Raw genomic sequence first — 19,420 nt, forward strand, 5'->3', positions numbered from 1 at the left:
CTCAGATCACCGTCTTCGACTTCGGTGGGGTCGAGGTGACGGCCGCAGCCAGGTGCGGTTGAGCCGGGCCGAGGATGCGCGCGTCGCCGATGGTGCCGAACGCGTCTCGGATGAAGCATTCGCCGCGTCGATCGGGGTGCACTCCCCCGCTGCTGTCGCCGTCGACGGGGCTGGTGTCGGTGCGCAGGATCTCGACCAGCTGCTCGAACATCGGATCGTCCTCGGGCACGCCGAGGAAGCGGACGCTCGCGCGGGCCAGGTCCTCGTCGGTGTGGCGCATCACGATGCGGGTCGGGATGAGCTTGCGGGTGGTCTCGTTACCGAAGTCGCGCTCAGGGTCGTGGGAGCCGGTCAGCAAGATCGCCTTGGGACGTCGCCCCTGGCGCACGAAGTGCTCCAGGTCGAGGGCGTTGTCCGGGTTCATGTTGATGTCGTAGGCCTCGTCGGTGACGAACGCGCTGGCGCGGGATAGGTCGGCGAAGCACCAGCGTCGGGCGGTGCTGGTCAGCAGCCGGTAGTAGGCGCGCCCGAAGACCTTGGTCAGACTCAGGGTGCGAAACAGGTGCGCGTGCTTGATCTCTTCGGCGGTGGGCTGGTCCATCGTGTGGGTGCGCCACACCACCGCATCGGCGTCGTGGGGCACCGGTGGCAATGACGCGTCGAACACGAGCCGGCCGAGGGCGGTGCGTGCGTAGTTGCGCATCTGGGCGCCCAGGTCCTTGGCGCCTTCGAGGTCACACTCGGTCTCGAGGTAGCGCATGAGTGCTTCGGAGGAGTCGAGCTCATGCTGCTCGAGGTACTCCGCGTCGAGGACTTGGCCGAGCGTGACGCCGTCAGTCTCCCGGGGCGAGACGTTCAACAAGGTCGTGAAGAACGCGTGCGCGACGCTGGCGGCATCGTGGACGTCGGGCAGGATCCGCAGCGGGTCCATCGACCACTGGGGATCCTCGCTGCTGACGATGACCGCGTCCGGGACGAGCGCTTGCGCGAAACGCGCCCACTCTCCCCCGGCGTCCTTGTCGATGACGAACAGGTTCGCGCCGCAGCTGACCAGGTGCGCACTCATCGTCTTGAGGAAGAACGACTTGCCCGATCCGAGTTCACCGACTGCGACGACCGCACCGGACTTGTCCAGCTCGGGATATCCCGCCGGGTCGATGTGCACGATGCTGAGGCGCTGGTTGGTCGTGTTCAGCGCCGCGACGGGCCCCTTCGAACCGCCCAGACGCGTGGTGGTGAACGGCACGAGCATCGCGAACTTGTCCGAGGTCGTCGGGTGCGCGTAAGCCTGCACGATCGGGCCTGCGGCCACACCGGGGTGCATCGCCCACCACAAGCTCTCCTGATCCCCGATCGGGCGCTGGAACTCGAAGTCGTCGGCGTTGAGCAACCGCTGCACCTGGGCTGCCTGCGTGTCAGCAGCCTCGAAGCTGTCGGCGCCGACGGCGAGGATGATGGTGTGTGCGACCTCGACCTCGAGACGGTCGGAAGCGAAGATCTGCTCGTACTCGCGCAGCAGGTCCGCGGCCGCATCGAGATCGTGCGAACCCAGCGTCGCTTCGTTGTCACGCTGCTGATACTGATCGTTGAGTTCGCGCACCGCTTTGCGGTTGGCCTTCATCACCGCATCACGGCTGTTGATCTTCACCCGGATCGCCCAGTCGACCTCCGGGCCGAGACCATCGATACGGTCGAGCAACTCCGAGCCGGGAAAAACCACCCCAGCCACCGGCGTCGAACTCATCACGAGCATCGCCTGATACGAGGGCGGCGAATCGTCCAGGTCGGTGGCGTTGACGTTCGTCACCTTCATCACACGCCGCTTGAGAGGGTTGTACGCACGACGAGAGTCCAGCTCGCTGACGCACCCCTCATCGAGGATCGGTTCCGGCAGGCACACTCCCGACGTCGTCACCAGTTCCGCGAGCTCGACCTCACGCTCGGGCATGAACGACAGCAGACCCCGCGACTGGTGACGACTGAACATCCACACCTGCTCAGCCACGCTGATCTCCTGCGGATCGAACATCGCCGGGATGGCTTCCTTGATGCGCTGCGACTGCTGCCGGCGCATCTCGATGTCCAGGTCGCTTGGGCGAGTACGGGGCAGACCCACCGCGTCCTGCACTCGCGACAACGCGGCGCGGCCCGGGCCCGTCCACGCTGAACGGCCCGGGTTGGCCAGCGGGACTGAAACATAGAACACGCGCTGCCCCAGCGGCAGTTCGTCGAGGCGGGTGAGGTTCTCCAGCGCCTCCTCAGCCCACATCGGGCACATCTCGAGGTTCACCCCAGCGATCTGGGCGTTGACGACCTCCGCCGGGTCCAAGCTCACGCTCATCCCCGACAGCAGCGCCTCACCCTTGAACGCGCGGATCAGCGCACGATGCAGGTTCTTGACCGCAACCTTGTCCTTCTGCGGCCGCCGGCCGTAGGCCAAGCCTTGGATGCGGAACGTGGCCCACACCGTGCCCGACCGGGTCCACGTCAGGTTCTCGCTCATGTCGGTGACGGGGTGTCGCATTACGATGCACGTCCTTTCACATCGAAGTCGGCCAGCAGCCGCTGGACATTGCTCATCGGTTTCATCTGTTCCACCGGAGGGGTGAGCACAACGTCGTCGATCTCGTCGACGGGCTCCTCGTCGGGTGTGCGGTGGATGCTCGAGGGGGTTTGCTGCTCGGCCTTGCCGTCAGCGGGTGCGCTCTCGCCCGAAGCGACAGCTGCCGTCTCCCGTGACGGTTCTTCATGCAGTTGCTCACCCACATGCGCGGGCTCTGCGTGAGTAGGCGCCGACGAGCTGGTCTCCTGCTCACGGCGCTCAGGTGCGGCCTGCATGCTGAGGGCAACGGCCCCCACTTCAGCGGCCGGCGGCGGCACGCAGGCCAGGATGCGGTGCTGCACTCCGTGCGGGCGTGGTGTGCGGATCGCGCGTCCGCGGTACGTGCCTTGCACCGGACTCGTGAAGGCGCCGACGAGAGACACGCCGGCAGCGACCGGGTTGCGGCCCGTGTTCTTGACGAACCGCAACCCGATCAAGGTCACCAAGGCGAGCACGAACAAGATCCCGTAGTTGGTCAGACCGTTGTCGGTGCCCCAGATCCCCGTCGTGGCGTAGCCCATGACGACGACCACGGCGGTGCCGACTGCCTGCGTGATCGTGTACGGCCCGCCGGGGATGTCATGCCCTCCCGGAACCTTGCCGATCAGACGCGGCAGGCGACGCGCACGCGTGTACCACTGCAGCGTGTCACTCATCGACGTTCACCACCCTCCGGGCGCATTGAGACAGAACGTTTCTTGTCGGGCGTTGCGGAAGGGCTCAGTCCAGACCCGACGAACTCGGGCCCGGCGCGGGCTGCAGGTGGTGTTCAACGGCCGGCATGCCGTTGTTGACGGTGTTCTCGATCTTGTCGTTCAGACCGCCCTTGTTGACCGTGGTCAGCATCCAGCCGGCCAGGACAGCGCAGCAGAACGCCATGATGAGACCAGCGATGGCGCCCTTCGCCTTGTAGGCGCCGAAGATGAAGATGACCATGATGATGGCGCCGCCGGCGACCATCGCCGAGCTCTTGGTGTTCGCGGCGAGGTTGTCGAAGGTCGAGAAGATGTCTCCGCCGCTACCGGCCGTGACGAGGGTGTGGAACATGAGGGTTCTCCTTCACACGTGAGGGTTACTTGGTGCTGTTCGCCGGCGTCGGCGAGGGCGTATTCAGTTGTGGGGCGGCGTCCAATGACGAGATCTCCCACCGCCCAGCTCGTGAAGTCAGCGTCAACGCGTACGTCGCGCTCGACTCGCTCTTGGCATCCACGGAGCCGTTCTTGGGCTCCTGCGCGCTGAGCGCGACCGTTGCCAACACGTGCACCTTCGTGTCATCGACACGCACCAGCCCGAGAGCACGGGAGTCATCGACGTCCAGGCGCGTGATGCGCACGCTCTTCCACGGCGTGTTCGTGATCGCCGCGATCGACGTGCCCGGACGCTCGTAGAGGGCGATGTTGTCCTGGCCCGTCAGCAGTGCCGACAGGAACTGAGCGGTCATCCCGTATGCGGGATCGCTCTGCGCGACCGAGTTCGGGTAGCTCGCGCGCACCTGCGGCACCCGCATCCCCGGTCCCGGAACCTCCGCCGGAAGCGTGAGCGGCTGCGCGCTGGCATTGACGGACCCCGAGACCGCGACCGGCACCTGGAAGTAGCGATGCACCGCTGTCTTACTCCCCTCGGCCGTCACATCAGCAGCGACCGTCGCGGTCCACACCCCGGGGCCCGACGGCAGTAGCTGCGTCACCTGCACGTCACCGACGCGAGGAGCCTTCTCGGGAAAGCTCACCGAGTTCGGATCCAGCCCAGGAACCAGCCGCGAGACCGCGCCCTGGTCAGAGGCGGTAGCGCTCAGCCAGGCCCGCACGGTCTGACGGGCGCGCTCACCCGCCACGTCGCGGCGGTTCATCATCCGCTCGTCGTAGCCCGAAGCGGTGCTGCGCACGACCGGGTCGCCTTGGAACATCTGCATGCCCAACGCCACCGGCCCGGCGACCATCGCCGCGACTATCCCGGCTGTCATAGCGCGAGCTCGCCACTGAGATCCGTTGGTCCACTGATGCGCATCCGACGTGCTGGTCTCGCGACCACCGCGCCAACCCCACCGGCGGCCACCCTCAGATGAGGCATCAGCCTTGCTCGCGCCCCGACGGTTGCGCAGACCGGAGAACACACCGGGCCGCGCCTCGACGTCGTCGCCTTGTTCCTGCTCGGCCTCACGCAAGAACTGCTCCAGGTCGATGCTGCTCTCGTCAGCGGCCTGATCCGGCGCCGCGTCGTCACGTTGCTTGCGCTTGACCTTCATCACGCGCCCCGACCACGCAGCTCGTCGAGCTGCTGCTGCGTGCGCGCCAGCTCACCCGAGCTCGCGAACTGCACCAACCGCTCCACCTGCTCACACGCCATGCCAGGCGCCGCCAGCGCTTCGGTCAGCAGCGAGTCCAAACGTGCGCGCACCGACAAGGCATGCGCCGCAGCCTGCAACGCCGCTTCGTCGACCTCGACGAAGGACTCGTCCATCGCTACTCCTGCAATCGCTGACATCGCTTCCTCGCTCTCGGTGGGTTTCATCAGCAAAAAGCCCCCCGAGGCACCCCGAATCGGACAGCCCGGCAGAAATTGATCGAAAAAAGTTTTCCCGCCCCCTCACAGGAGCCGCAGATTCCGCGCCATGACGGGGAATCTGCGCTTCTCACACTGTGGACGTCACAGGGGCCGAGGACGTGTCGAGCCGCCGCACTCCTAGACCGACGACAAGGGGTGGTTTCGCACGGTGATCGCACCGGGCCGCCGCAACCGGCGCCCACGTGAAGGGAGATCACCATGACCACGACCGCTACGCGTCACCACCACGGCTACTTCGGCCAGCTCAACTACGAGTGGGACACCAGCCTCAAGCACCAGAGCGTGCACGCTCGAGACGCCTTCCCCCACCTCGAGGCCTTTTCCACTGCTGAGGACGTCGTCAACGCTCTGGCCTCCAGCGACGGTGACCGCACGATCAGCGATCCGATCCTTCACTCACTCATCGACGCCGGGCAGCACGGCGACCGCCAGGCGCAGCGCATCGTCCTTCAGGCCATGCTCGGCCTGTGCGTCAAGATGGCCTACCGCCACCTCAACGACGAGCTCAAGACCTTCGACCACGAGCACGAAGCGGTCGCCATCATGTGGGAGCTCATCGTCACCTACCCCCTGCACAACCGCCCCCGCGCCATCGCCGGCAACCTCAAGTGCGACACCCTCAAGGCAATCACCCGCATGCTCATGAAGGCCCGCCGCTTCCGCTCCGTGGCGTGCCAGCCCGGCGCGCTGCCCAGCATCGAAGACTCCATCGTCGACGGCTGGGAGGACTCCCCCACCCGAGAGATCATCGACCTGCTCACCTGGGCCCAGCGCACCAACGCCATCACCCCCACCGACAGCCAGATCATCGCCTTGCGCCACCTGGACGACGTCGAGCTGTCCTTCGCGCAGATCGGTGAGCGTCTCGGCATCAGCGCCGGCACCGCCAACCGCAGGTACGGGCGAGCCATCACCAAGCTCACCCAGGCCGCCAGCGACTACCTGGCCTGAGCGCCCCTCGAGGCACGAGCACCATGAACGCGCTGCTACTGACGACGCTCACACGCTTGGCCCACCTGCCCATCACTCACGTCACCTACACAGGCCCCGCCGCCGCAGATGCCGCACAGGCCCTCACCATCACCGTGAGCACCTGTGCGGCCTTCCACGTGGCCGCCCACGCCCTCGACGCAGCGGTTCAGGACGACGAGGCCCCTGTGCAGGTGGCTACGGCCGGCCCGATACGCATCGAGCATGCGTGCCACCCGGCCAGGACGAGCACGGCCCACGCGAGCAACCCACCAGCGTCTTCGCAGGCACCCTGCGAACCCTCGGCCTACTCTGCGCGTACTGCGTGCGTACTGGTAGGCGATCATTGCGCTAGCACTTCAGCGTAAATGTTTGCGTAATCGCTCGCGTAATCCGCGCGTTGTTATACGCGTCTCATTCGCGTTCACTGCGCGCTCTGCTCGCGTACTTTTGCACGTAAGTATCTGCGTAGCATGCGCTAGCCAGTTCGCGTGGATATGCGCGTGCTATACCGCGCACAACCCGCGAGCTCCGTGCTAACTTATCGGCTAGGTGGTCGCGTAGAAGCGCGCGAGCATCCTCGCGAGGGATCTTGGACACGTTCCTCGCCGTCCACTGAAGGGAAAGCCCCATGAACGCAACACCCATACCGGTGTTCGACAAGACCCAGCCGGTCGACTACTCACGGCTCGCACGCGTGATCGCTGTCGTCAACGACAAGGGGGGAGTGGGCAAGAGCTCGATCAGCGCGAACGTCGCCGGCGAAGTCGCTGCGGATGGCGACATGCGCGTGCTGTTGCTCAGCCTCGACCCTCAGGACAACACCGGTGAGGATCTCGGCTACGCCCACACCGGCCGCGGCGACGGGGGAGAGAACTTCGCTGCCGCCCTCCTTGGTCAAGAGCCGCTGAGCCCCCTCAAGGACGTCCGCCCGAACCTCGACGTTGTCTCCGGCGGCAAGGTCGTCGCCCGCCTCAACTCGTGGATCCAGGTCGAGGACGACGCGAGCGTGTGGACCGACAACCTCGCTCGTGCCCTCGAGTACGTCGCCGACGACTACGACCTCATCCTCATCGACTGCCCGCCCGGCCTGGAGATGCTGCAGAAGCTCGCGCTCGTCGCAGCGCGCTGGATGCTCGTGCCGACCCACGTCGACGCGGGAAGCCGTAAGGGCTTCTCCTTGCTGGCCGACCTCGTCATCGAAGCCCGCGAATGGAACGACGCGCTCGAGCTGCTCGGCGTGGTCCTGTTCAACGTGCCCGTCAACGCCAGCCGCATCAAGAACGCAGCCGTCGAAGCCGTCGCCGAAGGCCTGCAGACCTCCGAACCGATCTTCACCAGCACGATCCGTACCGCCACCGCGGCCGCGTTCGACTCACGCGAGCGAGGTCAGCTGCTGCGCGAACTCGCCCAGCACGCCAAGAGCAACAAGGACGTGCGCCTGCAGGCGCTGGCCGCGCGCCGCCGCGGCAAGACGAACACAGCGGGGGAGAGCACGCCAGTCGTGGCGACCTCCGCCATCGGCGTCGCCGGCGACTACGAAGCGCTGGCCACCGAGATCATCACCGCGCTGGCCAAGGCCGAAGACGAGCAGGAGACGCAGGCATGAGCACCAACGGCGATTTCACACCCGCCCCCAACCGCGACGTCTCCAGCGCGTTCGGTACCCGCCCCAAGCTGCAGAAGCGAGCACCCCGGCCCACGAAGCCCGCCGGTGAGGCCGCCGCGACTGCGAACGCGCCCAAGACTCCTGCGCAGGTCGCCGCACCCACACCCGCACCCGCGGCTGCGGCGCGCATGCCGGCGAAGAAGAAGCGCGAAGGCATCACCGCCTACCTGCCTTCGAGCCTGGCCAAGCAACTGAAGGCAACCGCCGTCGAGCACTCGTGGAGCAACGGGATGGTCCTCGTGCAGGCGATGGCCGCCACGCACGCGCAGCTGCCCGACCTCGTACGCGATGACCTTGGCCTGAGCACCGACGTCGACGACGCCGCCGCCCTGTGGCAGATGCCGGCCACCTCGGTGACCCATGCGCGCGAGGAAACCAAGGAGGTCTTCTTCTCCGGCCTCAACGCCGCGCAGATCAGCGCGCTCAACGACCTCACCGCCTCGAGCGGGGCCCGCAACCGAACCCACCTGATCACCGTGGCGCTTCGTACCTTCCTCACCCAGAAAGGCTGACCATGGCACTGCGCAGCAAGAAGAGGGATCAGCCCTCACCCGAACCCGAGAGCGGATCCACGCCGGCGCCGCGACGCACCGCGACCGCCAACACCGAACCCGCGCCGGTCAAAGCGCGTCGGCGCCCGGCGCTGATCGCGTTGGGCCTGGCCGTCATTGCGACCGGCGCCCTCGGGGGAGCGTGGGCGTTCTCCGCGCACAACGAAGACCGCACCGTCGTCGTGGCTCGCACCAACCTTCAGCCCGGGCACAAGGTGGAACGCTCCGACCTGACCACCACCACGCTCAGCGGCGCCGACGGCGCGCAACTCGTCGCCGACAAGGACCTTTCCTCCCTCGTCGGTGACTACCCAGTCACGACCGTGCCCAACGGCACGCTGCTGACCACCACGATGCTGACCAACACCCTCGACGTACGCGCCGGCACCACGATCGTCGCGATCCCCGTCAAGGTCGGTCAGGTGCCGGGATCGGGCCTGCGCGCCGGTGACCCCGTCACCCTCGTACTCACCGCAGGCTCGGGATCGTCGAACTTGCCGGCCGACCTCAAGCCCGGCCAGAGCTGGGAGGCGAGCGTCGCGTCCGTTCATGAGCAGAACGCAGCTACCGCCGCGCAGAACACGACGCAGGTCGTCGACGTCAGCGTCTCCTCCAGCACCGCCAAGCAGGTCGCCGAGGCCGCCGGCACCGGCCAGGTCGCGCTCACGCTCAACGCGGCCGGAGGCAAGTAAGTCATGGGTGTCTACGCGCTGACCAGCCTGTCCGGTTCGCCTGGCGTGACCGCGGCTGCCGCGTGCTGGGCGATGACCTCCACGCGCCCCACGATCGTCATCGAAGCCGATCCCGCCGGTGGCTCACCCATCCTCGCCGGCGCGTTCGGTTCTCGCCTCGAACACACCACCAGCGTGCTCAACTTGGCCACCCCTCGCGCCGGGGTTTCCCTCATGGATCGCCTCATGGAGCAGGCGTTGCCGTTCCCGAACAGCACCGACGCGCTGCTCGTGCCCGGCATCGCCAGCCCTGAGCAGGCCACGTCGCTGCGAGCCGTGTGGCCCTCCCTGGGCGCGCACCTGCAGAAGATGAGCCTCGAGGGCGGCTACGACATCCTGCTCGACCTTGGACGCATGACCTACCCGCTGCCGACCGCGCGGCTGCTCAACCACGTCGACGCCCTGGCCATCTTCGCGCGCTCGGACCTGCCCAGCCTCCACGTGCTCGTCTCCGGGCTCGCGAATGCGCGCAAGGAACTGGGGGAGGACCCCAGCATCGCGACGAACCTGACCCGGGCCGCGCTCGTGCTCGTCGACGCGCCCGCTGAAGGCAACCCGGCCAGTTCACTCAAGGCCCACATCAAGCCGGTCCCGCTCGTCGCCACCGTGCCCCACACGCCCGCTGGCGTGCGCCCGTTCAGCCTCGGCACACCCATCCCGACCCGCCGCGGCCTGGACAAGATCACCAAGGCCGACCACATCGCGAAGTACACCAAGGCCGTAACCAGCATGAGTCAGGCCCTGCGCGCTCACGCTGCGAGCTACGCCGAGACGCTGATCGGAGAGTGACCATGAGCCCCCAAACCCCCGAGCGGCCAGGCGACCCCAGCACGGACACCAACCTGGACGGGTTGCCGCTGTTCTCCTCCGCGCACGCCTTAGCCGGTGACACCAGCGCACGCCGCACCAGTGCAGCACTCGCCAAGGAGCATCCCTTCCGCGACGCGATCGAGCAGGTCAACGCCGAGACGTTTCGCGCCAAGACCTCGGTCAACGCGCTCGAGCCCGTCGACGACCCGTTCGCTGTCGAGTTGCGCGAGCAGCCCAAGGACTCGCACGATCTGAGCGTCAGCGACCTCGCCGACGTCGACTGGGCTCAGGTGCGCACGCTGCGCCTGCGCGTGTCCGAGCGGCTCATGAAAAGCCGCGACGACGCGGCCACGCGACGTCTTGAGCGCGACGAGCACGGCCAGCTCGCCTGGGACGCGATCCGCACCGAGATCAGCACCCTGCAGATCGAACGGGCCCGCAGCGGGCTGGACCCGCTGACCCTGGCCGAAGCCGAAGCCCTCGGCCACGCCACGATGGACTCGATCTTCGGCCTCGGGCGCCTGGAGCGCTATATGCACACCGACGGGCTGGAAGACATAAGCGTGCGTGGCCACGACAACGTCACCCTCGTCTACAACGACGGCCGTATCGAAGCCGGCCCGCCCGTGGCCGACAGCGACGAAGACCTGCTCGAGGACCTGCAGCACATCGCCGCGACCGCGGCCGAAGGCGAACGCCCCTTCAGCGCCGCGCGCCCCTCCCTCGACCTGTCCATCGGGAAGGAAGGCCACCGCCTGTCGGCCAGCGGCTGGTTCGTGCCGCGCCCCGCCGTCACGATCCGACGTCAAGGGTTCACCGATTCCGACCTGTCCCGCCTGATCGAACTCGGCGCGATCGACACCACGCTCGCCGAGTTCCTGTCCGCCGCGATCAAGGCCGGCAAATCCATCGTCGTCGCCGGGCTGCCCTCCGCCGGCAAGACAACGATGATCCGCTCCCTGCTGCACGAACTCGACCCCAACGTCGCAATCGCCACGATCGAAACCGAGTACGAGCTCGCGCTGCACAACACCCCCGATCGCCACCGCAACGTGTGGGCCGGCCAGTACCGCCCCGGCGGTGAAGACGGCGCCGGTGAAGTCACCCTCATCCACCTGATCGAAAAGAGCCTGCGCCAAAGCGTCGACCGCATCGTCGTGGGCGAGGTCCGTGGCCAGGAGATCCTCGCGATGTTCGAGGCGATGCAAGCCGGTAAGGGATCGGTCTCCACCATCCACGCCACCAGCGCCCGCGACGCGATCGAGCGCATCGTGACCTGCGCGATCAAGATGCCCCCCTCGACCGAAGCGTTCGCCTACCGCCAGATCGCCGCGAGCATCGACATCATCTTGCACATCAAGGTCCTCGACGAACGCGGCATCGGCGGCAAGAAGCTGCGCTTCGTCGACGGCGTCATCACCACCTTCCCCCAAAGCGACGCCCCCAACGGTGTCGGCATCACCGACCTGTTCACCCCCGGCGCAGACGGGCGCGCGATCCCGACCGGGAACCTGCCGTCCTGGATCGACGACCTCGTCCTGACCGGTTACGACCCCTCAGCATTGGAGAACCAACACGCGACCTGGGCCGACGAACTCGACTCGCTGATGCTGCGCGCACACGGCGGTGCGGCATGACGATCATCGGACTCCTCGCCGGCCTCGCCGTCGCCATCGGCCTGCTGCTGCTCATCGCCGGCGCACGCCCACACGAACCGAGCCCGAAACGGCCACGGCGCACCACGACCCTGCCAGCGTTCATGACGCTGACACGCACCGAACGCACCCGCGCGCTCATCGCCGCCGGCGTCGGCCTGCTCGTGGCCTTGTTCACCGGATTCGTGCTCGCCCTCATCGTGCTGCCCTGGGTCGTGATCGCCCTGCCGCGCCTGTTCAGCACCGGACCCGAAAAGGCACGCCTGGACACCCTCGAAGCACTCAAGGAATGGACCCGATCCCTCGCCGGGGTCCTCACCGGCGGAGGCGTCGGCCTGACCGACGCGCTCGGCGCGACGCTGCGCTCAGCTCCCGCACCGATCCGTCCGCAAGTCGAACTGCTCGTAGCTCGCCTCAACGCTCGCCGCCCCGCCGAGCAGGCGCTGCGCGCGTTCGCCGACGACCTCGACGACGCAGCCGGCGACCTCGTCGCCGCGACCCTCATCATGGGCTCACGCGAGACCGGCGCGAAACTCGCCACCACCCTCACCTCCCTGGCCGACAGCGTCGAGACCCAAACGCTCAAGCGCCGCGACGTCGAAGCAGCCCGGGCCGGGCCGCGCCAGGAGATGAAACTGCTCGTCGGGATCTTCACCTTCCTGCTCATCGGCTTCATCACCCTGACCGACTTCGGGCGCTTCTACGTGCACGGCATCGGCCAGTTCATGCTCGTCATCGTGCTCGCGATGTTCCTCGGCTGCCTGTACTGGCTGCGCTCCACCACCCGCAGCGCACCCTCACCGCGCTTCCTCGCCACGCCCCACGCGCCCGGCACGAAGGAGACGACCTCATGACCCTGCCGATCCTCGTCACCTGCGGCGCCCTCATCGGTGTGGGCCTGGTCTGCCTCAGCGCAGCATTCATCCGCCCACGCCCGGCACTCGGGCCCGCCCTCAACCGCCTGTCCGGCGCCCGCATCACCACCCCCACCTTCGAGCAGGTCGACGACCAACCCCGAGCGAGCAGCCTCACCACACGCCTCGGGGCTCGTGTCGAACGCGCCCTCGGTCACCGTGTCGGATTCGGCGCCCCCGAACGAGACCTCGCCCTCCTCGAGCGCACCCACGCCAGCTACTACGGCGAGAAAGCCGCCTACGCCACCGCAGCCCTCTTGCTGGTGCCCACCCTCGTCGCGCTCAGCCTCCTGACCGGCTGGACCTTCCCCATGATCCCCGCCGTCATCTGCCTACCCCTGGCCGTCGCCGGCTGGTTCCTGCCCGACCTCGAGATCAAGTCCAAGGCCGCCGAAGCCCGCCAGGAATGGCGCTACTTCATCGTCGCCTACCTGCAGCTGGTCGCCATCAAACGCGCCTCCGGTGGCGCACCCACCGACACCGTCATGAGCGCCGCGCAGATCTCCGACTCGTGGGTGATGCTGCAAGTACGCCGCGCCCTGGTCAAGGCACGCTGGGCCGGACAGCAGCCCTGGGACGCGTTCACCGACCTCGCCGAAACAATCGGCGTGCAGGAGATCTCCGAAGTCGGCGACATCATGCGCATGGCCGCCGAACAGGGCTCGCAAGTCGTCGAGCAGCTGCTCGCCCGCTCCAACACCCTCATGCACCGACTGCTGACCGAAGAAGAAGCCGACGCCAAGTCACGCACCGAACGCATGGCGCTGCCGATCACCTCCCTGGTCATCGTGCTCATGATCACGATCCTGCTGCCGGTCTCCATCACGATGTTCACCACGTAGAAAAAAGATCCGGCGAGCATGTCCGATTCCGCGCCCCCCGATGGGCTTTTCAGTTCACGTCAACCACACCCGAGCGTGGCAGGAGGTCAGAACGTGATGAGCCATCACTCACTCGAACGCCACCACGTCGCCTCACTCGCCGGCGCTCTGGCAGTCAGCGCACTCATGCTCACCGCCAACCCGCAGCACTGGTGGGCGGCCGACGTCGCGTACATCGTGCCCGCCACGCTCGCCTCCGGCATCGACCTGACCACGCACCGCATTCCCACCCGCCTGGTCTATCCGGCCTCAGCCCTACTGACCAGCGTCATCGCGCTCACGAGCGTGCTCACCAGCCACCCCGCGACGCTGCTCGTCAGCGTCCTGGCCGGCGCCGCCACAATGGCCGGCTGGTACCTCTTCGCCCTCCTGACCGGCGGCCTCGGCATGGGAGATGTGCGCTTGGCGCTGCTGTGCGGCATATACGCCGGCTCCCGCGGCTGGGACGCCGCCGCGCTGTCCCCGGTGCTCGCCATCTTCATCGGGGGAGTAGCCGCCATCGTGTTCAAGCTCATCTGGCCCGCACGAACCCATCTGCCCTACGGCCCCAGCCTCGCGCTCGGGGCCCTGATCGCCGCGGTGGTGGTGGATATGGCCTAGAACGTCCTACCGAAAAGTAATTGAGAGATCAATTATCTGAGAGTTCTATTTCCAGTGGCATAAAATTTCCTGTTTCGGAAGCATTCGGCGCTTCCGAAACGCCCACCGAAAAGGGAAGAATCATGATGCAGTTCCTCACCACCTTGCAGATCGCCTCCTCGCAGGTTCACGAGGCCCTCACCGCTCGCCACCGCAAGCTCCTCGCCACCCGCGAATCGGGCCTCGAAGCCGCAACGGTCGCGATCATCGCCGTGGCGAGCATCGTCGCTGCGATCGCAGTCGCCGCCATCATCACCACCGTCGTGACGAAGTACGGCAACAAGCTGAGCGGCTCCTGATCATGACCACCCGCGCTGGGCATGGCTTCGTTTCCACCGTCGTTCGACGGTGGAAACGAAGCCATGCCCGCGTGCTCACCCACGGCCCCGAAGCCGGCCTGTCACCGGCGACCTACGCGATCCTGCTGCCGATGCTGCTCATCCTCGGCATGCTCCTGCTCCAAGCCGGTCTCGTCTTCCACGCTCGCAACGTCGTCGACGCGGCCGCGCAGCAAGGGCTGCAAGCCGCGCGCGGCCAGACCGCCAGTGCCGGCAGTGGCCAGATGGCCGCGAACAGCCTCATCTCGCAAGCCAGCCCCAACATCTTCAGCGGGACCCCGAGCGTCAGCATCTCGCGAGGTGCTGCCACGACCCGCGTCGACATCAGCGCCCAACCGGCCAGCATCATCCCGATGTTCTCCATGCCAACCATCCACGCCCACGCCCAAGGCGCCAGCGAAGAGGTGACCCGATGACCTGCCGCGCCGAACTGTGCCCCATGTGGGACGGCGACACCTGCCCATGCGAAACCTTCGGGATCGACCCCGACAACCCGCCCCGCAGCGGCATCTTCACCACCACCGCCCGCGAAGACGGCTTCGCCGCCGCCGAAGTGGCCATCAGCACCGCGGCGCTCCTGCTCATCGGTCTGCTCCTGCTCGGCTTCGCTCGCGCCAGCGCCGCCAAGACCGTCGTCACTGCAGCCGCCCAGAACGCTGCCCGCGCCGCATCCCACACCCGCGACGCCGGATCAGCCTCCAGCGCCGGAGCCTCAGCAGCACAGCAGACCCTTGAATCCAAGGGCGTCAGCTGCGCCCCAGCAGTGAGCATCGACACCAGCGGCTTCACCACCCAGCCCGGCCAAGCCGCGACCGCACGCTCTCACGTCACCTGCTCCGTGCCCCTGAGCGACCTCTCCGTGCCAGGCATGCCCGGAAGCGTCACCTTCACCGCTGACGCCCTCAGCGCCATCGACACCTACCGGGAGCGCTGATGCGCCACACTCGAGACAACGAAGACGGGCTCGCAGCCGCGTACATCGCGATCATCGCCGCCGCGGTACTGCTCATGTGTGGCCTCCTACTCGACGGTGCCGGCAAGCTGTCCGCGATCAACGACGCGCAAAGCGCTGCACAAGAAGCCGGCCGAGCTGCCGGCCAGCAGCTGACGCCCGACGTCATCACCGGCCGCGCCTCCACCGTCGACCCAGGCAAGGGTGCCGCGGCCGCGCAGAGCTACCTCGCCCAGGCCGGCGTCAACGGCACCGCCACCGTCGAAGGCACCACGATCCGCATCACGACCACGAAGATGTGGCACCCCCACCTGCTGCCCTTCCTCGGCGGCCCGGTGCATGGCAACGCCACCGTCGACACCCAGCGTGTCACCCCCTGACGAAGGAGATCTCGCATGCAGCGCATCACCAAAGGCCTCGCCGCCCTGCTCCTGCTGGCCGGCGCGATCGTTGGCCTGCCCTGGCTGCTGATCACCTTCGCCGGAAACCCCCTGTCGCGACTGACCAGTGACAACCTCACCGCCGCGTTCAACGACCCCACCGGCGGAGTGCAGCTGGTCTTGACCATCATCACGTTCGTCGCCTGGGCAGCGTGGCTGACCTTCGCGCTCAGTGTCCTGGTCGAACTGCTCGCTCAACTACGTGGCGTGCGCGCACCCACGCTGCCCGCCCTCAGCCTGCAACAGCACGGGGCACGCATCCTTGTCAGCGCCGTCCTGGGCATGACCGGGATCGCCGGACCGGCCGCGACGGTCGCCAGCGCCGCCACCCCCGCCAGCACGCCGGTCATCGCGCAGCAGCACGCCGAGACGCACACCCCGACGTCGACCGCGGCCACGCCGAAGCAAAGCGCCAACGATCAGCAGGTCACCGTCAAGCAAGGCGACAACCTGTGGTCGATCAGTGAGCGCACCACCGGCGCGGGAAAGAACTGGACGCACCTGTACGACGCGTCGCGCACCATGGCCCAGCCCGGGGGCACTCACCTGAGCAACCCCAACCAGCTGCAGGCCGGGTGGAAGATCACCGTGCCCGCCCACCTGGCCAAGGCCGGCACGAACACCCACACCAAGATCGCGAAGCCGCACGCGCACGCGTCGACGCCGCGCACCTCGAGCGCACCCACCCACACGGCCGCGCCCCAGCAGCACGCGTCCACACCGCAGCAGCAGCCGTCACGCGCTCAAGCGCCGGCACCCGCAGCCACCACGCCCGCGCCAGATCAGCACAGCGATCAAGTCACCAGTGAGCACGACTACATCGGGATCACCGCCACTGGCCTGTCCGCGCTGACCGCGGCCGGGGTCATCGCGCTGCTCGCGTCCCGACGCCGACACCAATCACGACGTCGCACCCCCGGAACGCGCATCGCGCTGCCCGAAGCCCACAGCGACGCCCACCAGCTCGAGCACGACCTTCTCACCGACGCAGACACCGTCGACGCCAGCGACCTCGACCGGGCCATGCGCACCCTCGCCAAGACCTGCCTCACCCACCACGTCGCGGTGCCTGGCCTGCGCGCCGCCCGGATCCTGCCCACCCGCCTCGAGCTCTACCTCGTCGCCGACGCCGACGAGGTGCCTTCACCGTTCACACGCATCAGTCACAGCATCTGGACGATCGCACGCACCGACCTGCTCACCGACGACGACCTCGTCGACGTGCCCGCGCCCTACCCGTGCCTGGTCACCCTCGGCCTCGACGACGAGAACGCTTGGGTCCTGCTCAACCTCGAACTCATCCAAGCCCTTGGCATCGACGCGGCCACCACCGCGCTCAGCCACGACATCGCGCGCGGCATCATCCTCGAGCTCGTCACCTCTGCGTGGGCCGACGACCTGCGCGTGACTCTCGTGGACTACCTGCCCGAACTCGCCGACGCGCTCGGCAGCGACCGCATCACCCACACCAGTGACCTCGACCACCTCCTGGCCGGCCTCGAAGTCGCCGCGCACGCCCATGCTGAGGCCCTGGCCAGTGACGACCTCGACTCCGCAGCCACTGCTCGCCTCACCGGTGACCACCCCGACACGTGGACGCCGCAGCTGCTGCTGCTCGCGCACGAACCCACACCCGCGCAGCGTGAGCGGCTCAGCGCGATCCTGCAGCTGCAGCCGCGCCTCGCGGTGGCCGTCCTCAGCCACACCAGCACCCCCCTCGGCGAGTGGGTCCTGAACGCTACCAGCACCGACGCCGCGACCCTCGCACCCATCGGGCTACGCCTCAGCCCCCAACACCTCGACGACGCGCACTACGCGGCGCTGCTGAACCTGTTCGAGACCACAACGAGCGCGCCCAGTGCCGGACCCGCGTTCAGCGAGAGCATCCAGGCCGAAGACACCGACCTCGAGCAGCTGCCCGCACCCCACGCCCCGGCGCCGCTCGAACTCGTCGACCACGACGACACACCCATCGACGGCGAGCTCGTCGACGAAGTCACCGTCGACGAGACGATCGACGACGCTCCCGAGCCCACGACCACCACGCAGGCGCCCGAGCACCCCGGCGTTGAGGACGTTCTCGACGCGCTCGATGGCCCACCCATCGCGCCCACACCGCAACCGCATGACGGGCCCCTCGTGCGCCTGCTCGGCACCGTGCAGATCCAAGGCGCCACCGGGAAACGCCCCCAAGCTCCCGGGCGCAGCACCGAGATCATCACCTACCTCGCACTCCACCCTGCCGCACCCACCGAAGCACTCGACGAAGCGATCTGGCCCGGCAAGCCCGTCACCGCCACCAAACGCAACGGGCCCGTCACCGCCGCACGCACCTGGCTCGGCACCACACCCGAAGGCCAGCCCTACCTCGCGCACTACACGCCCGAAACGGGCTACACGCTCGCCGACGAGACAGCCGTGGACTGGCACACCTTCCTCGACCACATGGGCGACACGATCGCGCAAACACCGACGGAGAAGCTCACGGGTGCGCTCAGCCTCGTCGACGACCAGCCCCTCAAGGTCGCCGGCAAGACGCGAGGCGCGTGGGCGTGGGCTGAAGTCGACCGGCAAGAGATCATCGCGATGATCGCCGACATCGCGCACGAACTCGCGACGCGCTCCCTGCGCGCGGGTGACCCGCGCACCGCGACCTGGGCCGCAGCGAAGGGAATCATGGTCGAACCCGCGAACGAAGCATTGTGGCGAGACGCGCTACGCGCCGCGTGGCAATCCGCGATCCCCGGACGCGTGGAAACCGTCGCCGAGCAACTCACCGAAACGCTCGAAGAAATCGCCGGCGAACTCGAATACGAGACCCTCAACTTGCTCGCAGACCTCCAACGCCGCGACGAGCAGCGAAAAGCATCATGACCACCGCCGACACGAAAGGCCACACCATGAACCGCACGATCACGACCGCCGCCGTCGGCGCCCTCACCCTCACCGCGCTCCTCACCGGCTGCGGACAAGACGCCGCCAAACCGGCGCCCACCACCAGCACGCCCACCCAGCACATCAAGGGTGGCAATGACCCTCGATACAAGCAAGGCGTGGATGCGTACCTCGCCTTCGAGAAGCTCATTCCTGGGACGGGTGGCCACATGCCCGCTGAGGCCGCAAAGTACGGAACTGAGAAGATGATCAGGTACCAGAATGAAACGCAAGACAACTGGTTTGGTGGAAAGACAGACCTCGGCAAAGTAAAGAGCTTCGACCTCTCCAAGTCCACGGTAGACAAGTACCAGGGGATGGATATTTTCCTTGACACGCCGACACGGCCTTACGAAATGACTGTGCGTGCCTGCGGTACCACCAAGGGGTCTCTCACCACCGATAAGGGCAAGCAGAACGTCAGCAGTACAGCCCCTGTGACGCTGTACTTCAAGAGCGATGACAAGGGGAAGAGCTGGAAGGTGGACCAGGCAGACGTCAACGCGCCCTCTTCGATCAAGCTCGGCTGCGAGCAGGCGTCAACCTCGTCACCATCTCCCTCTTCTCCGAGTAAGGGCTGATCATGATGAAGCGCGTCCTCACTGCGACACTCGGCGCTGCCCTCGCCACCATTGGAGCCTCCTCGGCCTCAGCTGACGGTCCCAGCGGCGGGTGCACCTTCGGTCTATGCAGTGCTCAGATCACGGTCACTCATGGCGGTGGGGGAGGCGGTGGGTCTCACGCCAGCGGGGGTGGGGGTCGCTCGGCCT

20 protein-coding genes are annotated in these 19,420 nt (G+C 67.3%); 15 read left to right on the plus strand and 5 right to left on the minus strand.

Going from position 1 to position 19,420, the window contains the following annotated elements:
• Window position 1: 1 nt before the first annotated feature.
• The 5 genes from K9D12_RS09095 to K9D12_RS09115 all read right to left on the minus strand — a co-directional run bounded on the left by K9D12_RS09095 (window position 2) and on the right by K9D12_RS09115 (window position 5,062).
• Window positions 2-2,503: an ATP-binding protein gene (locus K9D12_RS09095; protein WP_223060045.1), complete on the minus strand. Its 2,502-nt coding sequence runs from the start codon at window positions 2,501-2,503 to the stop codon at window positions 2-4.
• Window positions 2,504-2,523: 20 nt separating this feature from the next.
• Entirely contained in the window at window positions 2,524-3,258 is a 735-nt protein-coding gene (locus K9D12_RS09100; RefSeq protein ID WP_223060046.1) for a hypothetical protein, read from the minus strand.
• 64 nt (window positions 3,259-3,322) lie between these two features.
• Window positions 3,323-3,649: a hypothetical protein gene (locus K9D12_RS09105; RefSeq protein ID WP_223060047.1), complete on the minus strand. Its 327-nt coding sequence runs from the start codon at window positions 3,647-3,649 to the stop codon at window positions 3,323-3,325.
• 25 nt (window positions 3,650-3,674) lie between these two features.
• On the minus strand, window positions 3,675-4,847 hold the full coding sequence (locus K9D12_RS09110) for a conjugal transfer protein (RefSeq protein WP_223060048.1): 1,173 nt from the start codon (window positions 4,845-4,847) through the stop codon (window positions 3,675-3,677).
• Window positions 4,847-5,062 carry a hypothetical protein gene (locus K9D12_RS09115; protein WP_223060049.1) on the minus strand — a complete coding sequence of 72 codons (216 nt, stop codon included), beginning with the start codon at window positions 5,060-5,062 and terminating at the stop codon, window positions 4,847-4,849. Before K9D12_RS09115 ends, K9D12_RS09110 begins: the two co-directional genes overlap by 1 nt.
• A 303-nt stretch (window positions 5,063-5,365) precedes the next feature.
• Here K9D12_RS09115 and K9D12_RS09120 point away from each other — a divergent pair, with 303 nt between their 5' ends.
• The 15 genes from K9D12_RS09120 to K9D12_RS09190 all read left to right on the plus strand — a co-directional run bounded on the left by K9D12_RS09120 (window position 5,366) and on the right by K9D12_RS09190 (window position 19,231).
• Window positions 5,366-6,118: an RNA polymerase sigma factor gene (locus tag K9D12_RS09120; protein ID WP_223060050.1), complete on the plus strand. Its 753-nt coding sequence runs from the start codon at window positions 5,366-5,368 to the stop codon at window positions 6,116-6,118.
• A gap of 649 nt (window positions 6,119-6,767) precedes the next feature.
• Window positions 6,768-7,745, plus strand: coding sequence for a ParA family protein (locus K9D12_RS09125; protein WP_223060051.1), 978 nt, complete (start codon window positions 6,768-6,770; stop codon window positions 7,743-7,745).
• Window positions 7,742-8,317 (plus strand): hypothetical protein, encoded by a 576-nt coding sequence (locus tag K9D12_RS09130; protein ID WP_223060052.1) that lies wholly within the window; start codon window positions 7,742-7,744, stop codon window positions 8,315-8,317. The genes K9D12_RS09125 and K9D12_RS09130 overlap by 4 nt, the downstream gene beginning before the upstream one ends.
• Before the next feature lie 2 nt (window positions 8,318-8,319).
• Entirely contained in the window at window positions 8,320-9,048 is a 729-nt protein-coding gene (locus K9D12_RS09135) for an SAF domain-containing protein (protein ID WP_223060053.1), read from the plus strand.
• A 3-nt stretch (window positions 9,049-9,051) separates the two neighbouring features.
• Window positions 9,052-9,876, plus strand: coding sequence for a hypothetical protein (locus tag K9D12_RS09140; RefSeq protein ID WP_223060054.1), 825 nt, complete (start codon window positions 9,052-9,054; stop codon window positions 9,874-9,876).
• Window positions 9,877-9,938: 62 nt separating this feature from the next.
• Entirely contained in the window at window positions 9,939-11,534 is a 1,596-nt protein-coding gene (locus K9D12_RS09145) for a CpaF family protein (protein ID WP_223060055.1), read from the plus strand.
• On the plus strand, window positions 11,531-12,406 hold the full coding sequence (locus tag K9D12_RS09150) for a type II secretion system F family protein (protein WP_223060056.1): 876 nt from the start codon (window positions 11,531-11,533) through the stop codon (window positions 12,404-12,406). The genes K9D12_RS09145 and K9D12_RS09150 overlap by 4 nt, the downstream gene beginning before the upstream one ends.
• Complete coding sequence (locus K9D12_RS09155; RefSeq protein ID WP_223060057.1) at window positions 12,403-13,308, plus strand: type II secretion system F family protein; 906 nt, start codon at window positions 12,403-12,405, stop codon at window positions 13,306-13,308. Before K9D12_RS09150 ends, K9D12_RS09155 begins: the two co-directional genes overlap by 4 nt.
• Before the next feature lie 96 nt (window positions 13,309-13,404).
• Window positions 13,405-13,947 (plus strand): A24 family peptidase, encoded by a 543-nt coding sequence (locus tag K9D12_RS09160; RefSeq protein WP_223060058.1) that lies wholly within the window; start codon window positions 13,405-13,407, stop codon window positions 13,945-13,947.
• Between the two features lie 122 nt (window positions 13,948-14,069).
• A complete protein-coding gene (locus K9D12_RS09165; protein ID WP_223060059.1) occupies window positions 14,070-14,285 on the plus strand; it encodes a hypothetical protein in 216 nt (71 codons plus the stop codon).
• A gap of 71 nt (window positions 14,286-14,356) precedes the next feature.
• On the plus strand, window positions 14,357-14,740 hold the full coding sequence (locus tag K9D12_RS09170) for a TadE/TadG family type IV pilus assembly protein (RefSeq protein ID WP_223060060.1): 384 nt from the start codon (window positions 14,357-14,359) through the stop codon (window positions 14,738-14,740).
• Window positions 14,737-15,258 carry a pilus assembly protein gene (locus K9D12_RS09175; RefSeq protein WP_223060061.1) on the plus strand — a complete coding sequence of 174 codons (522 nt, stop codon included), beginning with the start codon at window positions 14,737-14,739 and terminating at the stop codon, window positions 15,256-15,258. The genes K9D12_RS09170 and K9D12_RS09175 overlap by 4 nt, the downstream gene beginning before the upstream one ends.
• Window positions 15,258-15,656, plus strand: a complete 399-nt coding sequence (locus K9D12_RS09180) for a hypothetical protein (protein ID WP_223060062.1) — start codon at window positions 15,258-15,260, stop codon at window positions 15,654-15,656. The genes K9D12_RS09175 and K9D12_RS09180 overlap by 1 nt, the downstream gene beginning before the upstream one ends.
• 15 nt (window positions 15,657-15,671) lie before the next feature.
• The gene (locus tag K9D12_RS09185) at window positions 15,672-18,590 is read left to right on the plus strand and encodes a LysM peptidoglycan-binding domain-containing protein (protein WP_223060063.1); all 2,919 of its coding nucleotides are present in this window, start codon (window positions 15,672-15,674) and stop codon (window positions 18,588-18,590) included.
• On the plus strand, window positions 18,587-19,231 hold the full coding sequence (locus K9D12_RS09190) for a hypothetical protein (protein WP_223060064.1): 645 nt from the start codon (window positions 18,587-18,589) through the stop codon (window positions 19,229-19,231). Before K9D12_RS09185 ends, K9D12_RS09190 begins: the two co-directional genes overlap by 4 nt.
• Window positions 19,232-19,420 lie beyond the last annotated feature (189 nt).

Source organism: Dermacoccus sp. Tok2021, assembly GCF_019895135.1.
Lineage (GTDB): Bacteria > Actinomycetota > Actinomycetes > Actinomycetales > Dermatophilaceae > Dermacoccus > Dermacoccus abyssi.